Annotated in this window: 20 protein-coding genes; 9 read left to right on the top strand and 11 right to left on the bottom strand. The window is 73.7% G+C overall.

Going from position 1 to position 21,392, the window contains the following annotated elements:
• Positions 1–98 precede the first annotated feature (98 nt).
• On the top strand, positions 99–491 hold the full coding sequence (locus R2D22_RS32970) for an SCO4225 family membrane protein (RefSeq protein WP_318108748.1): 393 nt from the start codon (positions 99–101) through the stop codon (positions 489–491).
• Positions 478–1,221 carry a maleylpyruvate isomerase family mycothiol-dependent enzyme gene (locus R2D22_RS32965; RefSeq protein ID WP_318108746.1) on the top strand — a complete coding sequence of 248 codons (744 nt, stop codon included), beginning with the start codon at positions 478–480 and terminating at the stop codon, positions 1,219–1,221. Before R2D22_RS32970 ends, R2D22_RS32965 begins: the two co-directional genes overlap by 14 nt.
• On the opposite strand, the gene R2D22_RS32960 is transcribed toward R2D22_RS32965, so the two are convergent.
• Positions 1,208–1,636, bottom strand: coding sequence for a MarR family winged helix-turn-helix transcriptional regulator (locus R2D22_RS32960; RefSeq protein ID WP_318108745.1), 429 nt, complete (start codon positions 1,634–1,636; stop codon positions 1,208–1,210). The genes R2D22_RS32965 and R2D22_RS32960 overlap by 14 nt on opposite strands.
• A gap of 87 nt (positions 1,637–1,723) precedes the next feature.
• On the opposite strand from R2D22_RS32960, the gene R2D22_RS32955 reads away from it, so the two are divergent.
• Complete coding sequence (locus tag R2D22_RS32955) at positions 1,724–3,226, top strand: MFS transporter (protein WP_318108744.1); 1,503 nt, start codon at positions 1,724–1,726, stop codon at positions 3,224–3,226.
• A 75-nt stretch (positions 3,227–3,301) separates the two neighbouring features.
• Here the strand turns inward: R2D22_RS32955 and R2D22_RS32950 are convergent, their stop codons facing one another.
• From R2D22_RS32950 to R2D22_RS32940, 3 genes are all read right to left on the bottom strand, one after another.
• Entirely contained in the window at positions 3,302–3,967 is a 666-nt protein-coding gene (locus R2D22_RS32950) for a response regulator transcription factor (RefSeq protein ID WP_318108743.1), read from the bottom strand.
• Positions 3,964–5,163 carry a sensor histidine kinase gene (locus tag R2D22_RS32945; protein ID WP_318108742.1) on the bottom strand — a complete coding sequence of 400 codons (1,200 nt, stop codon included), beginning with the start codon at positions 5,161–5,163 and terminating at the stop codon, positions 3,964–3,966. Before R2D22_RS32945 ends, R2D22_RS32950 begins: the two co-directional genes overlap by 4 nt.
• A gap of 112 nt (positions 5,164–5,275) precedes the next feature.
• Positions 5,276–5,971, bottom strand: a complete 696-nt coding sequence (locus R2D22_RS32940; protein WP_318108740.1) for a TetR/AcrR family transcriptional regulator — start codon at positions 5,969–5,971, stop codon at positions 5,276–5,278.
• Between the two features lie 140 nt (positions 5,972–6,111).
• Between R2D22_RS32940 and R2D22_RS32935 the strand changes: the two genes are divergently transcribed.
• The gene (locus R2D22_RS32935; RefSeq protein WP_318108739.1) at positions 6,112–6,564 is read left to right on the top strand and encodes a nitroreductase family deazaflavin-dependent oxidoreductase; all 453 of its coding nucleotides are present in this window, start codon (positions 6,112–6,114) and stop codon (positions 6,562–6,564) included.
• A 100-nt stretch (positions 6,565–6,664) separates the two neighbouring features.
• Here the strand turns inward: R2D22_RS32935 and R2D22_RS32930 are convergent, their stop codons facing one another.
• Positions 6,665–7,981 carry a geranylgeranyl reductase family protein gene (locus R2D22_RS32930; protein WP_318110128.1) on the bottom strand — a complete coding sequence of 439 codons (1,317 nt, stop codon included), beginning with the start codon at positions 7,979–7,981 and terminating at the stop codon, positions 6,665–6,667.
• A 356-nt stretch (positions 7,982–8,337) separates the two neighbouring features.
• Here R2D22_RS32930 and R2D22_RS32925 point away from each other — a divergent pair, with 356 nt between their 5' ends.
• Both R2D22_RS32925 and R2D22_RS32920 read left to right on the top strand, forming a co-directional pair.
• Positions 8,338–9,702 carry a dipeptidase gene (locus tag R2D22_RS32925; protein ID WP_318108738.1) on the top strand — a complete coding sequence of 455 codons (1,365 nt, stop codon included), beginning with the start codon at positions 8,338–8,340 and terminating at the stop codon, positions 9,700–9,702.
• Between the two features lie 99 nt (positions 9,703–9,801).
• Positions 9,802–10,500, top strand: a complete 699-nt coding sequence (locus R2D22_RS32920; protein ID WP_411977105.1) for an MBL fold metallo-hydrolase — start codon at positions 9,802–9,804, stop codon at positions 10,498–10,500.
• A 4-nt stretch (positions 10,501–10,504) separates the two neighbouring features.
• Here the strand turns inward: R2D22_RS32920 and R2D22_RS32915 are convergent, their stop codons facing one another.
• Positions 10,505–11,545: an NUDIX hydrolase gene (locus tag R2D22_RS32915; protein ID WP_318108737.1), complete on the bottom strand. Its 1,041-nt coding sequence runs from the start codon at positions 11,543–11,545 to the stop codon at positions 10,505–10,507.
• 163 nt (positions 11,546–11,708) lie between these two features.
• Between R2D22_RS32915 and R2D22_RS32910 the strand changes: the two genes are divergently transcribed.
• The gene (locus R2D22_RS32910; protein WP_318108736.1) at positions 11,709–11,918 is read left to right on the top strand and encodes a hypothetical protein; all 210 of its coding nucleotides are present in this window, start codon (positions 11,709–11,711) and stop codon (positions 11,916–11,918) included.
• A 54-nt stretch (positions 11,919–11,972) separates the two neighbouring features.
• Here R2D22_RS32910 and R2D22_RS32905 read toward each other — a convergent pair whose 3' ends face one another.
• On the bottom strand, positions 11,973–12,926 hold the full coding sequence (locus R2D22_RS32905) for an ROK family protein (RefSeq protein WP_318108735.1): 954 nt from the start codon (positions 12,924–12,926) through the stop codon (positions 11,973–11,975).
• 115 nt (positions 12,927–13,041) lie between these two features.
• Between R2D22_RS32905 and R2D22_RS32900 the strand changes: the two genes are divergently transcribed.
• Positions 13,042–14,079 (top strand): LacI family DNA-binding transcriptional regulator, encoded by a 1,038-nt coding sequence (locus tag R2D22_RS32900; protein WP_318108734.1) that lies wholly within the window; start codon positions 13,042–13,044, stop codon positions 14,077–14,079.
• Here the strand turns inward: R2D22_RS32900 and R2D22_RS32895 are convergent.
• Positions 14,076–15,893: a serine/threonine-protein kinase gene (locus R2D22_RS32895; protein WP_318108733.1), complete on the bottom strand. Its 1,818-nt coding sequence runs from the start codon at positions 15,891–15,893 to the stop codon at positions 14,076–14,078. The two genes, R2D22_RS32900 and R2D22_RS32895, sit on opposite strands and share 4 nt — an antisense overlap.
• A gap of 186 nt (positions 15,894–16,079) precedes the next feature.
• On the opposite strand from R2D22_RS32895, the gene R2D22_RS32890 reads away from it, so the two are divergent.
• Positions 16,080–17,930: a hypothetical protein gene (locus R2D22_RS32890; protein WP_318108732.1), complete on the top strand. Its 1,851-nt coding sequence runs from the start codon at positions 16,080–16,082 to the stop codon at positions 17,928–17,930.
• A 12-nt stretch (positions 17,931–17,942) separates the two neighbouring features.
• Here the strand turns inward: R2D22_RS32890 and R2D22_RS32885 are convergent, their stop codons facing one another.
• From R2D22_RS32885 to R2D22_RS32875, 3 genes are all read right to left on the bottom strand, one after another.
• The gene (locus tag R2D22_RS32885; RefSeq protein WP_318108731.1) at positions 17,943–19,232 is read right to left on the bottom strand and encodes a DUF6986 family protein; all 1,290 of its coding nucleotides are present in this window, start codon (positions 19,230–19,232) and stop codon (positions 17,943–17,945) included.
• Between the two features lie 165 nt (positions 19,233–19,397).
• Entirely contained in the window at positions 19,398–20,360 is a 963-nt protein-coding gene (locus R2D22_RS32880) for an electron transfer flavoprotein subunit alpha/FixB family protein (protein ID WP_318108730.1), read from the bottom strand.
• A gap of 56 nt (positions 20,361–20,416) precedes the next feature.
• Positions 20,417–21,202 (bottom strand): electron transfer flavoprotein subunit beta/FixA family protein, encoded by a 786-nt coding sequence (locus R2D22_RS32875; RefSeq protein WP_318108728.1) that lies wholly within the window; start codon positions 21,200–21,202, stop codon positions 20,417–20,419.
• Between the last annotated feature and the right edge of the window lie 190 nt (positions 21,203–21,392).

Genomic DNA, 21,392 nt, shown 5'->3' with positions numbered 1-21,392 from the left:
CCCGGCCCGCCGCCGCGTGCAGAATCGTCGCGGCGGGGGGCGCGGGACGTCCGTTCCCCCGGGCAACTCCACGGCACAGGGAACGGATCGGGACCACCATGCAGCGCCTGGGCACCTTCGTACGGCTCACCTTCGGCAACCCGCTCTCCCTGGCGTACCTCGGGATCGTGGGTCTGCTGGTGCTGCTCGACCGGACGTCGACGGCGGCCCCCCAGAGCGACGCCTCGATCATGCCGGGGCTGCTGGCCCTCGGCCTCGCCGCGCCGACGGGGGCCGTGCTGTTCGTGGCGCGGGGCATGATCGGCCGCGACGTGATCGACGAGGACGTCTTCATCCCGGCCGCGCTGGTCTTCTCGTACGTCTTCCAGGCATTCGTGCTCGGCTTCCTGTACCGCTGGTTCCGCCGCCGCGCGGCCCGCGCGCGGGCCGTACCCGGGCCGGGCGCGGGCTGGCAGAATCCCGCGCATGGAACCGATCATGAGCGTCGCTGAACACATCGCGGCCCTGGACGAGTCGGGCCGCGCGCTCGCCGACGCCGCAGCGGCGGCCGGACTCGACGCGCCGGTGCCGACCTGCCCCGGCTGGCAGGTCCGCGACCTGCTGCGACACACCACGATGGTGCACCGCTGGGCGGCCCGGTTCGTGGCCGAGGGTCACACCTCGTACCGACCCGACGGCGGCGAGCCGCAGTTGGACGGCGAGGAGCGCCTCGCCCACTTCCACGAGGGTCACGCCGCGCTGGTCGAGGCGCTGACGAAGGCGCCCGCGGACCTGGAGTGCTGGACCTTCCTGCCGGCCCCGTCGCCCCTCGCGTTCTGGGCCCGGCGGCAGGCCCACGAGACGGGCGTGCACCGCGCGGACGCCGAGTCCGCGCTGCCGTCCGGGCCGCGCCCGGTGGACGCGACCCTCGCCGTCGACGGCATCGACGAGCTGCTGCGCGCGTTCCACGCCCGCGACCGCAGCCGGGTCCGTACGGAGACGACGCGCGTCCTGCGGGTGCGGACCACGGACACCGGCGACGTGTGGACCGTGCGGCTCTCGCCGGACGCGCCGCGCACGACGCGTACCGACGACGGACCCGCCGACTGCACACTGTCCGGGCCCGCCTGGCAGCTCCGGTTGATGCTGTGGAACCGGCTCCCGGCCGACGCGGTGGACATCGCCGGAGACGCCTCGCTCGCCGCGCTCTGGCGGGAGCGGTCGGGCATCACCTGGTCGTAGCTCCCGGGGTCGTTCCCGCGGCCCCTTCGTCCAACATCCTTTTCAGCACGGCCCGTTGCAGCGGCAGCACCTCGGCGTACCGCTCCCGGCCGGCATCGGTGAGCACTACGCGCACGCCGCGCCGGTCCTCGCCGCACATTCCGCGCGCGACCAGGCCGCTCTTCTCCAGCCGGGCCACCAGACGCGACAGGGCGCTCTGGCTGAGGTGGACCCGCGCCGCCAGTTCCTGGACCCGGAAGGCGGTGCCGCCGTCGGCGGGCGCCGCCTCGGCGAGCACGTCGAGCACCTCGAAGTCGCTGGCGCCGATCCCGTACCCGTGCAGCGCGCGATCCAGCTCGCAGGTGGTCCGGGCATGCAGCGCGAGGACGTCCCGCCACTCCTGCACGAGCGCACGCTCGGACTTCTTCGCTGCCATGGCCGCACGTTAGCAGAGAAGCCGCACTTCGTTGCATCGGAATTAAATGCGCGCGCATTCAATGCATGTGCATGTACTGTGCTGCGCATGACCACTCCGCCCAACTCCCCTGCCACACAGGACCGATGGAGCCCGCGCCTGTGGGGCACCCTGCTCGTGCTCTGCGCCGCGATGTTCCTGGACGCCCTCGACGTCTCCATGGTCGGCGTCGCCCTGCCGTCCATCGCCACCGATCTCGGTCTGTCCACAGCCACCCTGCAGTGGATCGTCAGCGGCTACATCCTCGGCTACGGCGGCCTCCTGCTGCTCGGCGGCCGCGCGGCCGACCTGCTCGGCCGTCGCCGCGTCTTCCTGATCGCGCTCGGCGTCTTCGCGCTCGCGTCCCTGCTCGGCGGCCTGGTCGACTCCGGCCCGCTGCTGATCGCCAGCCGCTTCATCAAGGGCCTGAGCGCCGCGTTCACCGCGCCCGCCGGGCTCTCGATCATCACCACGACCTTCAAGGAGGGCCCGCAGCGCAACCGGGCCCTGTCCATCTACACCACCTGCGCCGCCACCGGCTTCTCCATGGGGCTGGTGCTGTCCGGCCTGCTCACCGAGCTGAGCTGGCGCTGGACGATGCTGCTGCCCGCGCCGATCGCCCTGATCGCGCTCGCCTTCGCCCTGAAGCTGATCCCGCACAGCGCCCGCGAAGAGGGCCGCGGCGGCTACGACCTGCCGGGCGCCGTCACCGGCACGGCCGCGATGCTGCTCCTCGTCTTCACCGTCGTGCAGGCCCCCGAGGCGGGCTGGGGATCCGCCCGAACGCTGCTGTCCTTCCTGGCGACCGCCGCGCTGCTCGCCGCCTTCGTCACCATCGAGCGGCGGAGCGCGAGCCCGCTGGTCCGGCTCGGGGTGCTGCGGTCCGGCTCGCAGGTCCGGGCCCAGCTCGGCGCGGCCGCGTTCTTCGGCTCGTACGTGGCCTTCCAGTTCATCGTGACCCAGTACATGCAGTCGCTGCTCGGCTGGTCGGCGCTGCAGACCGCGCTCGCCTTCCTGCCGGCCGGCCTGCTGGTGGCACTGTCCTCGACGAAGATCGGCGGGATCGTCGACCGGTTCGGCACGCCCCGGGTGATCGCCGTCGGCTTCACGCTCCTCGTCGTCGGGTACGCCCTCTTCCTGCGCGTCTCGCTCACCCCGCAGTACGCGGCGGTGATCCTGCCGTCGATGCTGCTGCTCGGCGCCGCCTGCGCCCTGGTCTTCCCGTCGCTCAACATCCAGGCCACCAACGGCGTGGCGGACGAGGAGCAGGGCATGGTCTCCGGGCTCCTGAACACCTCGGTCCAGGTCGGCGGCGCGCTCTTCCTGGCCGTCGTCACCGCCGTGATCACGGCGGACGGGGCCGGCGGCGGCTCGCCACAGGCGGTCCTGGACAGCTACCGGCCCGGCCTGGCCGTGGTGACCGTGATCGCCCTCGCCGGTCTGCTGATCACGCTGCCGGGGCTGCGCACCCGGCAGCGGCAGGAGTCGCTGGTGGTGGCGAAGTCCGCCGAGGCGCCCGCGGCGGCGGAGACTCCCGTGTCCGCAGAGGAGCCGGTCGGGGCGCGCGACTGACTCGGAGGTACCGGGGAGGAACGGGGGCGGTCGCCGCGTGCGGCCGCCCCCGTTCCCGTACCGCCGGCCCGCCCCTCAGCCCAGCCAGCCCGGCCGGACCAGGCCCGACTCGTAGGCCAGCACGACCAGTTGGGCGCGGTCGCGGGCGCCGAGCTTCACCATCGTCCGGCTCACGTGCGTCTTGGCGGTCAGCGGGCTGACGACCAGCCGACGGGCGATCTCGTCGTTGGACAGCCCGATGCCGACCAACGCCATCACCTCGCGTTCCCGCTCGGTGAGTTCGTCGAGGCCGTGCGGGCCCGCGGGGCCCTTGGAGCGTGCCGCGAACTCCTCGATCAGCCGGCGGGTCACGCCGGGCGACAGCAGTGCGTCGCCGTCGACCACGGCCCGCACCGCCCGCAGCAGTTCCTCGGGCTCGGTGTCCTTCACCAGGAAGCCGGACGCGCCGGCGCGGATCGCCTCGAAGACGTACTCGTCGAGTTCGAAGGTGGTCAGCATGACCACCCTGACCGCGCCGAGTTCCGGGTCGCCGGTGATCGCCCGGGTCGCCGCCAGGCCGTCGAGCCGCGGCATCCGGATGTCCATCAGGACGACGTCCGGGCGTAGTTCGCGGACCAGCGCCACCGCCTCGTCACCGTCCGCGGCCTCCCCCGCCACGTCGATGTCCGGCTGGGCGTCGAGCAACGCCCGGAACCCGGCCCGGACCAGCGACTGGTCGTCGGCGAGCAGTACGCGGATCACGGTGTCTCCTTCTGCCGCAGGGGGAGTCTGGCGCGCACCCGGAACCCGCCGTCGGGCCGGGTGCCCGCGTCGATCGTGCCACCGAGGGCCGTCGCCCGCTCCCGCATTCCGGCAAGGCCGTTGCCGCTGCCGCCCGCGTCGCCGCCGGTGGCCGGACCGTCGTCGTCGATCCGCAGCTCCAGCGCGTCCGGCGCCTGGTCGATCCGGACCCTTGCGGTGCGGGAGCCGGAGTGGCGGACGACGTTGGTGAGCGCCTCCTGGACGATCCGGAAAGCGGCCAGGTCGGTGTTGGGCGGGACGGGTGCGGCGGCGCCGTGCCGGTCCACCTCGACGGTGAGCCCGGCCGCGGCGGCCTGTTCGACGAGTTCCGGCAGCCGGTCGAGGCCGGGCGCGGGGGTGCGCGGCGCGTCGCCTGGGGTGCGCAGCGAGTCCAGCACCTGCCGGACCTCGCCGAGCGCCTCCTTGCTGGCCGCCTTGATGGTGGTGAGCGCGCTGCGCGCCTGCTCCGGGTCGCCGTCGAGGAGCGCGAGGCCCACGCCCGCCTGGACGTTGATGACGGACAGGGAGTGCGCGAGGACGTCGTGGAGCTCGCGGGCGATGCGCAGCCGTTCCTCGTCCGCGCGGCGCCGCTCGGCGGCGGCCCGTTCCGCGCGCTGCTGCGCCCACTGCTCGCGGCGGACCCGGACGAGTTCGGAGGCGGCGAGGATCGCCACGACGAAGCCGGCCACCGGGAGCTCCTGGCCCCAGGGGGCCGGCCCGTCGCCGGCGGGCGGCAGATAGCGGTAGAGCCAGTGGCCGGCGAGGACATGACCGATCCAGAGCAGGCCGAGCGCCCACCAGGCGGCGCGCCGGTGACCGTGCACGATCGCCGCGTAGCAGGCGACGGCGACGCTCACGAAGACCGGCCCGTACGGATAGCCCGCGGCGAGGTATGCGAGCGCCGACGCGGCCACCCCGAACACGACCGGGACCGGGTACCGGTGGCGCAGCAGCAGCATCGCCGGGCCGGCGAGCAGCAGGAGCCGCGCCCACACGTCGAGGGGCTGCCGGTCGAGCTGGTTGCGCGCGGCGAACCCGCTGCCGACGAGGACGAACGCGGCGAGGACGAGGGTGGACCGCCACGGCAGTCCCGTTCCGGGCTCCTCGGCGGCCCAGTGGCGCAGCCACGGGGGGCCGCCGGTGCGGGGTGCGTCCATACCGCCACGCTAGACGCGGCGGGTGGACGGCGGCGTCAGCCGCGCGTGGTGATCACGCGTACTCCCGGTGGAGTACGGGCCCCTGCTCGCCGGCCGACCCGCGCCCGGGCGCTCAGCGGCGGGGCAGCAGGCCCGCCTCGCGGCCCAGGCGGGCGGCGGCGTCGTCGAAGAACCCGTCGCGGTCCTCGACGATGCGGGTGAACTGGCCGAACACCTCGAAGGAGATCAGGCCGAAGAGCTGCGACCAGGCGCCGACCAGGGTGACGGCGAGCGCGGGCGGCAGATCGGGCGCGAAGTCGGCGGCCATCCGCTCGGCCTCGGGGCGCAGCTTCTCGCCGAGCGGGGGCAGCGCGACGCCGTCGGAGACGTAGGCGCCGCGGGCGACGGAGATCAGGACCTGGCCGACCCGGGACGCGGGACCGACGGTGTCCTGAGGCGCGGAGTAGCCGGGTACCGGGGAGCCGTAGATCAGCGCGTACTCGTGGGGGTGGGCGAGGGCCCAGGCGCGGACGGCGCGGCAGACGGCGGCCCAGCGGGCTGGGTGGTCGGCGGCGGGCGCGGCGGCGAGGGCGGATTCGGCGGCGGCGCCGATCGCGTCGTAGGCGTCGACGATGAGGGCGGTGAGGAGGTCGTCGCGGCTGGGGAAGTAGCGGTAGAGCGCGGAGGAGACCATGCCGACCTCGCGGGCGACGGCCCGCAGCGAGAGCTTGGCCGCGCCCTCGGCGGCGAGTTGTCTGCGGGCCTCGTCCTTGATGGTCGCGGTGATTTCGACACGGGCGCGGGCGCGGGCTCCTTGAACGCTGGTCATGAGAGCAGTGTGCCACCTTTCGGAGCACTGCACACAAACGAGAGCGATGCTCTTGCATTGGCGCGTCGATCCGTGCACACTGGACTCGAGCGAGAGCACCGCTCTCGAAGTGAATCACCGATCTCGACGAGGAGCACCCGATGACCGCCACGCCGTACTACCTCCAGGGCAGCCCGATGGCCATCCGCTTCAACAGCATCGTCGGCTGGCTCGCCCGGCACGGCATCAGCCTGATGGGCTCGGCCGAGATGTCGGTGCGCGGTCGCAAGAGCGGCCAGATGCAGCGCATCCCCGTCAACCCGCACACCCACGACGGCGCCCAGTACCTGGTGTCCGCCCGCGGCCACTCGCAGTGGGTGCGCAACATGCGCGTCGCCGGCGGGGGCGAACTGCGGGTCGGCCGCAAGGTCCGCACCTTCACCGCGGTCGAGATCCCGGACGCCGAGAAGCTCCAGGTGCTCCGCACCTACCTGGAGAAGTGGGGCTGGGAGGTCAACCAGTACTTCCAGGGGGTGACCGCGAAGTCCACCGACGAGGAGATCATCGCCGCCGCCTCCGACCACCCCGTCTTCCGCGTCACCATCACCCCGTGACCACTCGCCGGCGCACGAGCGGGCGCGGAAACGGAAGGTGGGCCGGTCCGGGCACACCGCCCGGACCGGCCCACCACCCCGATGTCACGAGGTCAACCGGTCACGACGCCTCGGGAGCGCTCGCCCGGTCCGCGTCGTGCCCGTCGGGCGTGACCGTCCCGGACTCCTCGGCGCCCGTCGTCACGCCACGGGTCCGCCGGTCGTCCGCCGCCATCCGCCGGTCCAGCAGGTCCAGCGCGCGCCGCGCCACCGCGTTCGAGCGGACCAGGCCGGCGAGCGAGGTCGCGCCGCGGGTGATGTCCACGAAGGCGTTCCAGGCCGGCCGCAGGCCGGTGATCGTCGCGTGCAGCAGCCCGGGCCGGCGTTCGAACAGCGCCAGCATCCGCCGCCCCACGGCCATCTCCACGCCGAGGCCCGCCTTGATCGCGAACGCGTAGTTCAGCGCCTGCCGACGAGCGTCCACCGCGTCGTTCGACTCGGCGATCCGCACCGCCCACTCCCCCGCGAGCCGTCCCGAGCGCAGCGCGAACGAGATGCCCTCGCGGGTCCACGGCTCCAGCAGGCCCGCCGCGTCGCCGCAGACCAGCACCCGGCCCCGGGACAGCGGGGAGTCCTCGCTCCGGCAGCGCGTCAGATGGCCGGACGAGATGGCCGGTTCGAAGCCCGCGAGCCCGAGCCGGGCGATGAAGTCCTCCAGGTACCGCTTGGTCGCCGCGCCCTCGCCGCGCGCCGAGATGACGCCGACCGTCAGCGTGTCGCCCTTGGGGAACACCCAGCCGTAACTGCCGGGCATCGGGCCCCAGTCGATGAGCACCCGGCCCTTCCAGTCCTCGGCCACGGACGCCGGCACCGGGATCTCCGCCTCCAGGCCCAGGTCGACCTGGTCGAGCTTCACCCCGACATGTGCCCCTATCCGGCCCGCGCTGCCGTCCGCGCCGACCACCGCGCGCGCCAGGACCGTCTCGCCGTCGGCGAGGACGACCGCGACCGTGCGGCGGTCCGGCACCGCCGGGCCGTGCTGCTCGACCCGCGACACCGCGACGCCCGTACGCAGCTCCGCGCCGGCCTTCTGCGCCTGCTCGACCAGACCGGCGTCGAACTCCGGCCGGTTGATGAGCCCGAAGAGCATCCGGCGGGACCGGCGGGTCCGGGCGAAGCGTCCGTTCATGGAGAACGTGACGGCGTGCACCCGGTCCTGCAGGGGCAGTTCGAAGCCGGGCGGCAGCGCGTCGCGGGACGGACCGATGATGCCGCCGCCGCAGGTCTTGTAGCGGGGCAGCTCCGCCTTCTCCAGGAGCAGCACGCGCCGGCCGGCGACCGCCGCCGCGTACGCGGCCGACGCCCCCGCGGGGCCCGCCCCGACCACGACGACGTCCCACACGCCCCGGGGCTCCCCGGCGAGTTCACCCTCCGGCACCCCCTCGGGCGCGGTCGCCGCCTCCTCGGCGGTACCGGACTTCTCGGCAGCGTCCGGTCCCTCGACGGCGCCGGACTCCGCGGCGCCCGTGGCCGCCGCGTCCGTGCCCGCCCCTGGATCGCCCGCTCGGGTGCCGTCCCCCGCGGCCTGCGCCGCGCCCGCCTCTGCCGCTCCGGCGTCTGCGTTCTCGCTGCTCACGATGTGCTTCTGCTCCTGATCCGACCGGTGGTCCCTGCTCTTCTCGGCATCCTACGGCGCGGCCCCCGAAGACCCGCGCCGTAGGATCGGCCGTATGTTCGCCGTACAACCGACACGGCGGACGTCCTTACAACGTCGCACCCACCAGGAGCGTGCCCATGACCGCCCATCCGATCGCCGAGACCGTCGCCTCCCTGATGCCCCGCGCTCAGTCGGAGCTCGCGGAACTGGTGGCTTTCCAGTCGGTGGCGGACGAGGCCGTGGCCCCGCGCAGCGAGTGCGAGGCCGCCGCGAACTGGGTCGCCGACGCGCTGCGCGCCGAGGACTTCCAGGACGTGGCGCTGCTCGACACGCCCGACGGCTCGCAGTCGGTGTACGGCGTGCTGCCCGGGCCGGCCGGCGCGCCGACCGTCCTGCTGTACGCGCACTACGACGTGCAGCCGCAGCTGGACGAGTCCGCCTGGACCTCCCCCGCGTTCGAGCTGACCGAGCGCGACGGCCGCTGGTACGGGCGTGGCGCGGCCGACTGCAAGGGCGGCTTCATCATGCACCTGCTCGCGCTGCGCGCCCTGAAGGCGAACGGCGGCGTCCCGGTGACGGTGAAGGTCATCGTCGAGGGCTCGGAGGAGCAGGGCACCGGCGGCCTGGAGCGGTACGCCGAGGCGCACCCCGAGCTGCTGACCGCCGACGCCGTCGTCATCGGCGACACGGGCAACTTCCGCCTCGGTCTGCCGACCGTCACCGCCACGCTGCGCGGCATGACGATGATCCGCGTCCGGATCGACACGCTGGAGGGGAACCTCCACTCCGGCCTGTTCGGCGGCGCCGCGCCGGACGCGCTGGCCGCGCTGATCCGCGTCCTGGACACGCTGCGCGCGGAGGACGGCTCGACGGTCATCGACGGTCTGCCTGCCGACACCGTCTGGGAGGGGCTGCAGTACCCGGAGGCCGACTTCCGTGCGGACGCCAAGGTCCTGGACGGCGTGGGTCTGCCGGGCAACGGCTCCGTCGCCGACCGGATCTGGGCCCGGCCGGCCGTCACCGTCATCGGCATCGACTGCCACCCGGTGGCCGGCGCGACGCCCTCGATCCCGTCCACCGCCCGCGCGCAGATCAGCCTGCGGGTGCCGCCCGGCCAGGACGCCGCCGAGGCGACCCAGCTGCTGTACGCGCACATCGAGAAGCGCGTGCCGTGGAACGCCCGGGTGAGCTTCGAGCAGGTCGGCCAGGGCCAGCCGTTCCGCGCGGACGTCACCAGCCCGGCGTACACCTCGATGGCCGAGGCGATGAAGCTCGCGTACCCCGGTGAGGAGATGCAGGCGTCCGGCATGGGCGGCTCCATCCCGCTGTGCAACACCCTCGCCGCGCTCTACCCGGAGGCGGAGATCCTGCTGATCGGCCTGAGCGAGCCGGAGGCGCAGATCCACGCGGTGAACGAGTCGGTGTCGCCGGAGGAGCTGGAGCGGCTCTCGATCGCCGAGGCGCACTTCCTGCAGAACTACGCCCGCTCGAAGCAGGGCTGACCCGCCCGCCGACCCGCGCAGGGCCGGTCCGCCCTGCGCGGAATCGGCCCAGGGCAGAGATCCGTGCGGCGGACGGACGGGCGACCGTACGTTCGCCGCATGGACGTCACCATCGACCTCACCGAGGTCACCCCCCGACTGCACCAGCTGGACTTCTCCATCGGCCAGGCCTACCTGTGGCGCGACGACGACGAGCTGACGCTGATCGACGCCGGCTGGGCGGGCGCCGCCGACGAGGTCGACGCGGTGATCCGCGCCGTCGGCCTCGATCCGGCCCGGCTCCGCCGGATCGTGCTCACCCACGCGCACCGCGACCACGTGGGCTGCGCCCAGGAGTTGGCGGACCGGCACGGCGCCGAGATCCTCGCCCACCGCCTGGACGCGCCGGTGGTGCGGGGCGAGGCGCCGGTCCCCGACCCGGTCCTGCTGGACTGGGAGGTCCCGCTGCACGAGCACGGGCTGACCTCCCCTGTCGCGCCGCCGACCCTGGTGGACCGGGAGCTGGAGCACGGCGACGAGCTGGACTTCGGCGACGGGGCGGTGGTCGTGCACACGCCGGGGCACACGGACGGCTCGATCGCCGTCCATCTGCCCCACCACGGTGTGCTGTTCACCGGGGACACGGTGGCGGCGGTGCAGGGAGTGACGCTGGGCGTGTTCCACGTGGACCGGGAGCGGGCCCGGGAGTCGATGCGCCTGTTGGCGGAGCTCGCCCCGTCGGTGGTGTGCTTCGGCCACGGCGTCCCGCTGACGGAGGACGCCGCGGCCGTCCTGAAACAGGCGGCGGAGGCCGCCTGAGCCGTCAGCCGACCGGGACGCCGGCCTCCAGGTTGAGCACCGTGCCGCGTTCCCGGGCGCGCAGCGCCCAGCGCAGCCGCTGGTAGCGGACCGGCGGGAGCAGTTCGGCGGCCTCCGCCTCGGTGACGAAGCGCCAGCCGCGCAGTTCGGCGCGGGGCAGCCGGAGTTCATCGGCCGCGGAGGCGGGCAGGACTCCGCCGTCGAACAGGAAGCGGAGCCCGCCATATCCGGGCGGCCGGGGCGGCTCCCAGTCGATCACGAGGAGTCCGGGCGCGGTGTACAGCCGTACGCCCAGCTCCTCCGCCACCTCGCGGACGCCGGCGACGGCCGGCGGTTCGCCGGACTCGACGACGCCGCCGGGGAACTCCCAGCCGGGCTTGTAGGTCGGGTCGACGAGCAGCACGCGGTCCTGCTCGTCGAAGAGCAGCACCCCGGACGCCACGGTCTCGCGGGTGGGTTCGGGGGTCTGCACGATCCCGCAGGGGCGGGCAGCGCCCGTGCCGAGAGCCTCGGCCACGGCCTCGGCGGTGGCCGCGGGGGTCAGGTGCGAGTTGTCGACGACGTGCGCGTCCCGGGCGAGCCAGCCGCCGAGCGCCGTCTTGTAGGGCTCGATGTGGTCGTACGCCCATTGCCGGACGCGCTCGTTGCCCTCGGGGTCGTCCGAGTACTCCTCGCGGCCGGCTATGCGTTCCCGCAGGATCGTTTCGTCGGGGGCGAGGAGCACATGCCGTACCTCGATGCGGCGGGCGGCCAGGCCGCCGAAGATCTCGTCCCGGTACTCCTGGCGGAGCAGCGTCATCGGCACCACGAGGACGCCCCCGACCTCGGCGAGCAGCGCGGCGGCGGTGTCCACGACCAGGCGCCGCCAGATCGGCAGGTCCTGGAAGTCGTCGACCTCGGCGAGTCGCTTCGGCGGCAGCTGGTGCCGCAGGGCGAAGCCGGTGAGTTCGGGGTCGTACAAGGTGCTGTGCGGGATCAGATCGAGCAGTTCGCGCGCGACGCCGGTCTTGCCCGCGCTGAACGTTCCGTTGATCCAGACGATCACAGTGCCCCCTCTGCCGTAGCCCCATGTGGGTTGCCTCCACCACCCTGCCACGGCACGGGCCCGGGTGTGAGACGTCGCACGGTCCGAACAACCGGGCCCGCCGGAGCGTGACACTTCGGAGCGGAGCCTCGTTGGATCGGGCGATGACAAGGGGGTGCGGAACATGCGCACGGTGTTGGAGCGGTTCCCGGCAGGAGGTCCGCGCGGCAGCTGGCCGGCGGAGGAGTTCGCGCGGGCGCGCCGGGACGAGGGCCTGCCGGCCGAGGTCGTGATGGACCTGGAATCGGACGCGTTCCTGGTGGTCGTGGTCCGGCCGGCGGGGGACCGTCCCCCGGCGGTGGAACACCCGGACCGGCACGCGACGGCGGCCTGACGGGGCGTCGGCCGGTCGGGGCGTCGGCGGGTCGGGCGTGGAGCCGCCGGGTCGTCAGGCGGCGGGTGCCGCGGGCTCGCGGTCCGGCCCGCCCGCCGCCGCAGCCGCGCCCAGCAGCCCCGCGTCCGTGCCGGCGAGGGCCGGGACGACGGTCAGGTCGCGGACGAAGGACAGCGTGGCGTACTCGCGCAGGCTGCGCCGCAGCGGTGCGAACAGCACCCCGCCGGCTCCCGCCACGCCCCCGCCGACCACCGCGATGTCGAGTTCGACGAGCGCGGCGGTGGCGGCGATCCCGGCGGCGAGGGCCCGCGCGGCCCGTTCGAAGGCGGCCAGGGCGACCGGGTCGCCCGCGTGCGCCGCCGCGGCGACCGCGGCGGCGGAGACGTCGCCGTCGGGGCCGGGCCGCCAGCCGTTGTCCAGGGCGCGGCGGGCGATGTGCGGGCCGCCGGCGATCCGCTCGACGCAGCCGCGGGACCCGCAGGCGCACGGGTCGCCGTCGAGATCGACGCTGACGTGGCCGATGTGACCGGCGTTCCCGGTGGGGCCGGTGTGCAGCTTGCCGTCGAGCACCAGACCGCCGCCGACGCCCGTCGACACGACGAGGCAGAGGGCGTTGTCGTGCCCGCGCGCGGCGCCCCGCCAGTGTTCGGCCGCGGTCATGGCCACGCCGTCCCCGACCAGGGTGACGGGGCGGCCGCCGGAGGCCCGCCGCACCCGCTCGACGAGCGGATAGTCGCGCCAGCCGGGGATGTTGACGGGGCTGACGACGCCGCGCGCAGCGTCCACCGGTCCCGCGCTGCCGATGCCGACCGCCCGGACGCTGGCCCACCGCGGCGCGGCGGCCAGTTCGGCGAGCACCTCCTCGACCGCGCGCATCACCGTCTCGCCGTCCTCCCGCGCCGGGGTGGGCCGCCGGGCCCGTACGAGGATCCCGCCGCGGCGGTCCACGAGCGCACCGGCGATCTTTGTGCCGCCGATGTCGAGGGCGGCGACGAGCTCGGTAGGCATGGGCGAGGTCTCCAGGAGGTGGACAGACGGCTGTCGAGTCCAGTCTCCCCAACGTTGACAACGTTGTCCAGGGCCTATGATCGACTACATCCGCCGAACAGAGGATCAGCGCACCGTGGCCGACTCCGCCCGCCGTCCCACCCACCGCTACGGCAACCGGCCCACCATGAAGGACGTGGCCGCGCGGGCCGGGGTCGGGCTCAAGACGGTCTCCCGGGTGGTCAACCGCGAGCCGGGGGTCACCCCCGACACCGAGCGCCGGGTCCAGGACGCCATCGACTCGCTGGGCTTCCGGCGCAACGACAGCGCGCGGATCCTCCGCAAGGGCCGCACGGCGTCGGTCGGCCTGGTCCTGGAGGACCTCTCCGACCCGTTCTACGGCCCGCTGAGCCGCGCCGTCGAGGAGGTCGCCCGGACCCACGGCGCGCTGCTCATCAACGGCTCCAGCGCCGAGGACCCGGACCGCGAGCAGGAGTTGGCCCTCGCCCTCTGCGCCCGCCGGGTGGACGGCCTGATCGTGATCCCGGCCGGCACCGACCACCGCTATCTGGAGCCGGAGATCCGGGCCGGCGTGGCCACGGTCTTCGTGGACCGGCCGGCGGGCCGGATCGAGGCGGACACGGTGCTCACGGACAACTTCGGCGGCGCGCACGAGGGCGTCGCCCACCTGATCGCGCACGGCCACCGCCGCATCGGCTTCGTCGGCGACCGGCCGCGCATCCACACCGCGGCCGAGCGGCTGCGCGGCTACCGCGCGGCGATGGAGGACGCGGGCCTGCCGGTGGACGAAGCCTGGGTCTCGCTCGGCCCGACGGACCCGGACCTGGTCCGCGCCGCGGTCACCGCGATGCTGACCGGACCGGAGCCGGTGACCGCGCTGTTCGCCGGCAACAACCGCGTGACCGTCACCGCCGTCCGCGTCCTCGCCGGTCACGCGACTCCCGTCGCCCTGGTCGGCTTCGACGACATCGAACTCGCCGATCTCCTCGGCATCACCGTCGTGGCCCAGGACGCCGCCGCCCTGGGCCGCACCGCGGCGGAACGCCTGTTCCGCCGTCTCGACGGGACCGAGGAACCCCCGGCCCGCGTCGAGCTGACGCCGACTCTGATCCCGCGCGGTTCGGGCGAGATCCCGCCGCCGGCGGCCGACTAGCAGACGGGCAGGCCCGGGACCGGCTGGTCGTTCTCGCCGCCCTTGATGTACACGACGCTGAAATAGACGTTGGTGTTGCCGCTGTCGTCGTCGGTCCGGGCCCACCAGGTGTTCGTCCACTGGCCGTAGGTCTCGCGACGGCCGAGCTCGACCTGGCAGTAGAAGTAGTTGGTTCCGGCGTTGAGGATGCCCATCTCGCCGCCGTCGTGGCGATAGGTCTTCTCGGTGCGCCAGACGGAGCAGTCGTACTTGCCGCCGCCCCGGGAGGTGCAGGAGGGGGCGGGCGGCGGGGTGGCGCCGCCACCACCGGACGTGGTCGTGTCTCCGCCACCCGTGGAACCGCCGCCGTTCGTGCCGCCGCCGGACGTGCCGCCGCCGGACGTGCTGCCCCCCGCCGTGGTGCCGCCGTCGGACGAGCCGCCGCCACCGCCGGGCACGGGGGCCCTGGACGTCTTCGACGGCTTGCCGGACGGTGACGCGCCCTTGCCGTCGCCCGACTTCGACGGCCGGCCGGAAGGAGCGGCGCTCCCCGTCGGCTCCGCCGCGCCGGGGTCGAGCGCCTGGCCGGGGCTCGCCCCGGGAGCGGCCGACGAGCCCTCGCCGCCGGCGAGTTGCTCCTGTCCGCCGGCGTCGCGCTGGACCAGGGTGTACGTGACTCCGCCGCCCACCAGCAGCACGGCGGCGACCGCCGCGGCGACGGGCACCGCGGAGCGCCTGCCGCGCCGCTGGCCCGGAACCGCCGCCGGGACCGCCGCCGGGACCGCCGCCGGAGCCGTGTGCGGCCCGGCAGCCGGGAATCCTCCGGCCGCCGGGGTGTACGCCGAGGGCGCCGGAGGAACCGCGGGACCGAACCCGGCGGGCGGCTGATGCGCCGTGTCGAACGCGGTCGGCACGTGCGCGAGCCCCGGCGCGGGCGTCGACGTGGGCCCGGGTGTGGGCGTGGGCGCAGGCGCCGGCGCGAAGCCGCCCGCCTCCTCGCGGCCCTCCGCCACCGCGGCCAACATCCCCGCCGCGGTACGGGCGTCGGGGCGCTGCTCGGGGTCCTTGTGCATCAGCAGTTGGAGCACCGGGCCGAGCACGCCGGCCCTGCGCGGCTCGGGCAGCGGCTCCACGACGATGGCGGTGAGCGTCGACCAGGTCGACGTACGGCGGAACGGCGAGGAGCCCTCCACCGCCGCGTACAGCGTCGCGCCGAGCGCCCAGACGTCGGACGCGGGTCCCGGCTGCCGGCCCTGGGCGCGCTCGGGCGCCAGGTAGTCCAGGGAGCCGACGATCTCGCCGCTGCGGGTGAGGTGGGTGGTGGAGCCGTCACCGGGGTCGTCCATCGCGGCGATGCCGAAGTCGGTGAGGACCACCCGGCCCCCGCGGTCCAGCAGGATGTTGCCGGGCTTCACGTCGCGGTGCAGCACGCCGGCCTCGTGCGCGGCGGCGAGCGCCTCCAGGACGGCGGCGCCGATCTTCGCGGCCTCGCGCGGTTCCAGGGAACCGCGTTCGGTCAGCACGTCGGCCATCGAGGGGCCGTCGACCAGCTCCATGACGATGATCGGCCGGCCCTCGTGCTCGGCCACGTCGTGGACGGCGACGACGCCGGGGTGCCGCACCCGTGCGGCCGCCCTCGCCTCGCGCTGCATGCGCAGGTGCAGGTCGGCCAGTTCCTGCCCCGACGAGTCGTTGTAGGTCCGCAGTTCCTTGACCGCCACCTCGCGGCCGAGGACCTCGTCGACGGCCCGCCAGACGACGCCCATGCCGCCGCGGCCCAATTGCCGGACGACCCGGTAGCGGCCCGCGAGCCGCTGGTTCTCCCCCGAAGACACCGATGCCCCGTTCTCTGTCGCGTGCGCCGAACGCGTACGTCGCGTGCGCTGAACGCGTACAGAGTACGGGCCCTCACCCCCTGCGCCCGCCCGTCCACTCCGCCCGCTTGTGCCCTCCGGGCACCACGCGCTCAACTACCCTGCCTCGTAGTAGTCAACGCGCCGCCCCTTCCTGCCAGGAGAAGAGTGAACGCCGACCGCAGTCTCGCCGCGCTCCAGCTCGACGCCGACCCCTTCACCTCCCCGCTGACCTACCCGGGCGCCCTGCCGGACGAGTCCGGCCTCCTCGCGCACGACCGCTTCCTGCGGTTGATACCGGCGGCGGGACGACGGCTGGGCCAGTGGCTGGTGGAAGCACCCGGGGACGGACTGCCGGGCGATGCCGACACGCACGACATCGCGCTCTCCCTCAACTACGTGCTGCTGCGCTACAACGAGGCCGCCGCGGACTTCCGGTACCCGGTCCTAGCCGTGGGTTCCAACGCCTCCCCCGCACAGATGCGGCGGAAGTTCCAGCGGCGCGGGGTGCGCCCGGTGATCCCCATGACCACGGCCACCGTGCGCGGCCTCCGCGCGGGTGTGTCGGCACACATCAGCAGGTCGGGCTACGTCGCGGCGGCGCCCGTGGCGGCCCCGGGGGCCGAGACGCGGATGACCGTCTGCTGGCTGACGAAGGCTCAGCTCGCCGTACTGGACGAGACGGAGCCCAACTACCGGCGCACCCCGCTCTCCCCCACCCGCTTCCCGGTCACGCTGCCCTCGGGCGAGGTGCTGGGCGGCTGCGAGGCGTACGTCGCGGTCCACGGCCTCCTCGCGTTCGACGGAACACCGCTGACGCTCTCGCCCCAGCCCGAGCTGCTGTCCTCCCTGCTGGCCCGGTCGCCCGCCCTGGTCGAGGCGTTCGGCCCGACCCCGGAGACCTGGGTCGCCCGGGCCCGGGCCGAGGAGGAGCTCCGGACGCGCGGGCGGAGCCTGTTCGCGACGGAGGGCTGGGTCCTGTCCCAGCCGGACATGGTCGCCCCCGCGGAGGCGACCTCGCAGGTGTACAAGCCGCTGCGGCCCCGGGCGCTCCCCGGCGTCGACGCGACGCTCGCCTCGTGGAGCGTCACCGGCACCCCCGACGATCTGGAGCGGCACGGCCAGGCGAACGTGCGCGTGGACCCCACCACACGGGCCGCGCTCGGGGATCCCGAGCTGATCGTCGTCCGGGCGGCGCACGGCTCCTGCCGTACGTCGGGGATCGGCGCGGTGGCCCGGGTGACCGAGGCCGAGGGCACGCTGTCCGCCTCGACGGTCGAGGTGGACCAGATCGTGCGGAACGCCCTCGGCGTGGAGATCGGCGAGAGCGTCACGCTCGCCCCGGCGCGGCTGAGCCGGCGCCGGTGGACGGACCGTGGGGTGGGCGAGCCGAACTACGTGACCTGCCGGGTGCAGAGTGCCGACCTGACGACGGTGGAGCGCGAGGTCTGTCTGCTGGACGAGCTGACGCTGGAGCTGCTGGGCATCCAGAGCGGTGACGAGGTCGTGATCGAGGGGGTCCCGGCCGCCGGTGAGACGGAGGTCCCGCACCTGCGGGTGAAGGCCTTCCGCACCAGCGATCCCATTCAGGAGCGCCGGGAGACCCTGCACGGCGGCGATCTCGGCGGGCGGTTCCCCAGCTCACGCGACGCGCTGGGGGTCTTCCCCGACCTGCCCTGGGCGTTCCTGGACAGCGCCTCGCGGTCCTACCTGGGGCTCGGGGGCGTCAAGCTCGCGACGGTCCGGATCCGTTCCAGCCGCTCGTACCAGCTCAAGAAGGAGCTGCGCGAGCTGCTGTTCCTGCTCGGCATCGCGTTCATCGGCGTGGTGACCATCATCGAGGGCGCGCTGTTCCAGTTGGGCAGCCTGGCGGTGCTCCTGGTGGTCGTGACCTCGGTGGTGACCGCCCGGATGCGCGGGCGGCTGTCCCGGGTCATCCGTGTGAAGCACACGGGTGCCGCGATCACCGCACCACCCGCCGGTTCCGGTCGGGTGGTACGGCAGCGCGACGGCCGGTGACGGCCTGCCGGACTACTGGGCCGTCGCGGTGAGGTCGCCGCGGCGCGGGGCCGCGAAGCGGTCCAGGTCGGCGCGGGTCATGCCGGTGAGGGAGTCGACCTCGGCGGTGTCGAGGGCGCCGCAGTCGATGCCGCGCAGCAGGTAGGAGCTGAGCGCCTTGGCGGTGGCGGGCTCGTCCATGACGTCGCCGCCGGCGTGGTTGGCGTAGGCGGAGAGGCGCTTGGCGGCGGCCTCGAAGCCCTCGCGGTAGAACGCGAAGACGGCGGCGTACCGGGTGGGGATGTGGCCCGGGTGCATGTCCCAGCCCTGGTAGTAGGCGCGGGCCAGGGCGCGGCGGGTGAGCCCGTAGTGCAGCTTCCACGCCTCGTGGACGTGCGCGGTGGAGCCGACCGGGAGGACGTTGGTGGAGCCGTCGGAGACGCGTACGCCGGTGCCCGCGGCGGCGACCTGCATGATCGCCTTGGCGTGGTCGGCGGCCGGGTGGTCGCTGGCCTGGTAGGCGGCGGAGACGCCGAGGCAGGCACTGTAGTCGAAGGTGCCGTAGTGCAGGCCGGTGGCGCGGCCCTCGGCGGCGCCGATCATGCGGGCGACGGCGGCGGTGCCGTCGGTGGCGAGGATGGACTGGCTGGTCTCGATCTGGATCTCGAAGCCGAGCCGGCCGGCGTCCAGGCCGTGGGCCTTCTCGAAGGCCTCCAGGAGGCGGACGAACGCGGAGACCTGCTCCGGGTAGGTGACCTTGGGCAGGGTGAGGACGAGCCCGTCGGGCAGGCCGCCGTGCTCCATGAGTCCGGTGAGGAAGATGTCGGTGGTGCGGATGCCGCGGTCGCGTACGGCGGCCTCCATGCACTTCATCCGGATGCCCATGTAGGGGGCGGCCGTGCCGTTCGCGTACGCCTCCGAGATCAGGCGGGCGGCGCGGGCGGCGTCGGCGTCCTCGTCCTGCCCCGCGTACCCGTCCTCGAAGTCGACCCGGAGGTCCTCGATCGGCTCGCGCTCCAGCTTGGCGCGAACGCGGCCGTAGACGTCCTCGGCGAGGTCGTCGGAGAGGCCGAGGACACCGGCGAAGGTGCCGGCGTCGGGGGCGTGCTCGTCGAGCGCGGCGAGCGCCTGGTCGCCCCAGGAGCGGATGGTGTCGGCGGCGAAGACGTTGCCGGGCACGTACACGGTGTGGACGGGCTGACGAGTACCGGGGTCGCCCGGGTAGCGCCGGTCGAGCTCGGCGTCCACCGCTGCGAGGGAGGCGCTGATGCCCTCGCTGACCGCGCCGGCGAGGCTCGTCGACACCTTCTCCTGCTGACCCATCCCACATCCTCCTGTTTTCCGCTTCACGGAATCAACAATCCGTATAGCGAAGTTAGTAGTCCGCCGGGACCTGAGTCAATGGTTGTCCGAAACGGCCGGGGGCCGCACGGCGATGTTCGCCGCGCGGCCCCCGGACCGTACAGATGTGCAGGTCAAGCCCGCGGATCAGCCCTTGCGGGTCTTGATCTCCTCGGTGAGCTGCGGGACGACGTCGAAGAGGTCGCCCACGATGCCGTAGTCGACGAGGTCGAAGATCGGCGCCTCGGCGTCCTTGTTGATCGCGACGATCGTCTTCGAGGTCTGCATACCCGCGCGGTGCTGGATCGCACCCGAGATGCCGGACGCGATGTACAGCTGCGGCGAGACGGACTTGCCGGTCTGGCCGACCTGGTTGGAGTGCGGGTACCAGCCGGCGTCCACCGCGGCACGCGAGGCGCCGACGGCCGCGCCGAGCGAGTCGGCGAGGGCCTCGATGATCGCGAAGTTCTCGGCACCGTTGACACCACGGCCACCGGAGACCACGATCGCGGCCTCGGTCAGCTCCGGGCGGCCGGTCGACTCGCGCGGGGTGCGCGCGGTGACCTTGGTGCCGGTGGCCAGCTCACCGAAGGAGACCGCGAGGGCCTCGACGGCGCCGGCGGCCGGGGCGGCCTCGACCGGGGCCGAGTTCGGCTTGACCGTGATGACCGGGGTGCCCTTGGAGACACGGGACTTGGTGGTGAAGGACGCGGCGAACGCGGACTGCGTCGCGACCGGGCCCTCGTCACCGGCCTCCAGGTCCACGGCGTCGGTGATGATGCCGGAGCCGATGCGGACCGCGAGACGGGCCGCGATCTCCTTGCCCTCGGCGGAGGACGGGACGAGCACGGCGGCCGGGGAGACGGCCTCGTAAGCGGCCTGGAGCGCGTCGACCTTCGGGACGACGAGGTAGTCGCCGAACTCCGGGGCGTCGGCGGTCAGGACGCGGGTCGCGCCGTGCTCACCGAGGGTGGCGGCGGTGGCCTCGGCGCCGGCGCCGAGCGCGACCGCGACGGGCTCGCCCAGGCGGCGGGCCAGCGTCAGCAGCTCCAGGGTGGGCTTGCGGACGGCTCCGTCGACGTGGTCGACGTAGACGAGAATCTCAGCCATGGGACTTCAATCTCCTGCGAACGAAAAGGGGGCGGGTGAGATGGCTCGCGCGAGCCTTAGATGAACTTCTGGCTCGCGAGGTACTCGGCCAGCTGCTTGCCGCCCTCGCCCTCGTCCTTGACGATCGTGCCCGCGGTGCGCGCGGGACGCTCGGCGGCGGAGTCGACCGCGGTCCAGGCGCCCTCGAGGCCGACCTCGTCGGCGTCGATGTCGAGGTCGTCCAGCTCCAGGGACTCCACCGGCTTCTTCTTGGCGGCCATGATGCCCTTGAAGGACGGGTAGCGGGCCTCGCCCGACTGGTCCGTCACCGACACGACGGCCGGCAGGGACGCCTCGAGCTGCTCCGACGCGGTGTCGCCGTCGCGGCGGCCCTTGACGACGCCGTCCTCGACGGAGACCTCGGAGAGCAGCGTGACCTGCGGAACGCCCAGGCGCTCGGCCAGGATCGCCGGCAGGACACCCATGGTGCCGTCGGTGGACGCCATACCGGCGATGACGACGTCGTAGCCGACCTTCTCGATCGCCTTCGCGAGCACCAGCGAGGTGCCCATGACGTCGGAGCCGTGCAGGTCGTCGTCCTCGACGTGGACGGCCTTGTCGGCGCCCATGGACAGCGCCTTGCGCAGCGCGTCCTTCGCGTCCTCGGGGCCGACGGTGAGCACGGTGACCTCGGCGTCGTCCGCCTCTTCGGCGATCTGCAGCGCCTGCTCGACCGCGTACTCGTCGAGCTCCGACAGCAGGCCGTCGACGTCGTCCCGGTCGACGGTCAGGTCATCGGCGAAGTGCCGATCGCCGGTGGCGTCGGGCACGTACTTCACACAGACAACGATCCTCAAGCTCACGCCGGCTCTCCTACTGCATCGTCATAACTGAGCTGCCTTGTCAATGGGCAGCATAGGCGCCTGAAGGGCGGGTTTTCCGGTTGGGGCGTCCGATGCCCCGAGCGGAATATTACTCGTCAGTACACCCAGTTCGTTACCGCTGAGCAAGCGCTCAGGCATGTGACCTTGCCAACGCCGCGGCGCCGGAACT

Source organism: Streptomyces sp. HUAS YS2 (assembly GCF_033343995.1).
GTDB lineage: Bacteria > Actinomycetota > Actinomycetes > Streptomycetales > Streptomycetaceae > Streptomyces > Streptomyces solicathayae.
The sequence above is the reverse complement of the archived record's forward strand: the minus strand, read 5'-3'. Positions and strand labels throughout refer to the sequence as shown.

What these genes read in the sequence shown, in the direction of transcription:
- R2D22_RS32970 (WP_318108748.1), top strand. Translation starts at nt 99, where the DNA reads ATGCAGCGCCTGGGCACCTTCGTACGGCTCACCTTCGGCAACCCGCTC.
- R2D22_RS32965 (WP_318108746.1), top strand. Translation starts at nt 478, where the DNA reads ATGAGCGTCGCTGAACACATCGCGGCCCTGGACGAGTCGGGCCGCGCG.
- R2D22_RS32960 (WP_318108745.1), bottom strand. Translation starts at nt 1,636, where the DNA reads ATGGCAGCGAAGAAGTCCGAGCGTGCGCTCGTGCAGGAGTGGCGGGAC.
- R2D22_RS32955 (WP_318108744.1), top strand. Translation starts at nt 1,724, where the DNA reads ATGACCACTCCGCCCAACTCCCCTGCCACACAGGACCGATGGAGCCCG.
- R2D22_RS32945 (WP_318108742.1), bottom strand. Translation starts at nt 5,163, where the DNA reads ATGGACGCACCCCGCACCGGCGGCCCCCCGTGGCTGCGCCACTGGGCC.
- R2D22_RS32940 (WP_318108740.1), bottom strand. Translation starts at nt 5,971, where the DNA reads ATGACCAGCGTTCAAGGAGCCCGCGCCCGCGCCCGTGTCGAAATCACC.
- R2D22_RS32935 (WP_318108739.1), top strand. Translation starts at nt 6,112, where the DNA reads ATGACCGCCACGCCGTACTACCTCCAGGGCAGCCCGATGGCCATCCGC.
- R2D22_RS32925 (WP_318108738.1), top strand. Translation starts at nt 8,338, where the DNA reads ATGACCGCCCATCCGATCGCCGAGACCGTCGCCTCCCTGATGCCCCGC.
- R2D22_RS32920 (WP_411977105.1), top strand. Translation starts at nt 9,802, where the DNA reads ATGGACGTCACCATCGACCTCACCGAGGTCACCCCCCGACTGCACCAG.
- R2D22_RS32910 (WP_318108736.1), top strand. Translation starts at nt 11,709, where the DNA reads ATGCGCACGGTGTTGGAGCGGTTCCCGGCAGGAGGTCCGCGCGGCAGC.
- R2D22_RS32905 (WP_318108735.1), bottom strand. Translation starts at nt 12,926, where the DNA reads ATGCCTACCGAGCTCGTCGCCGCCCTCGACATCGGCGGCACAAAGATC.
- R2D22_RS32885 (WP_318108731.1), bottom strand. Translation starts at nt 19,232, where the DNA reads ATGGGTCAGCAGGAGAAGGTGTCGACGAGCCTCGCCGGCGCGGTCAGC.
- R2D22_RS32880 (WP_318108730.1), bottom strand. Translation starts at nt 20,360, where the DNA reads ATGGCTGAGATTCTCGTCTACGTCGACCACGTCGACGGAGCCGTCCGC.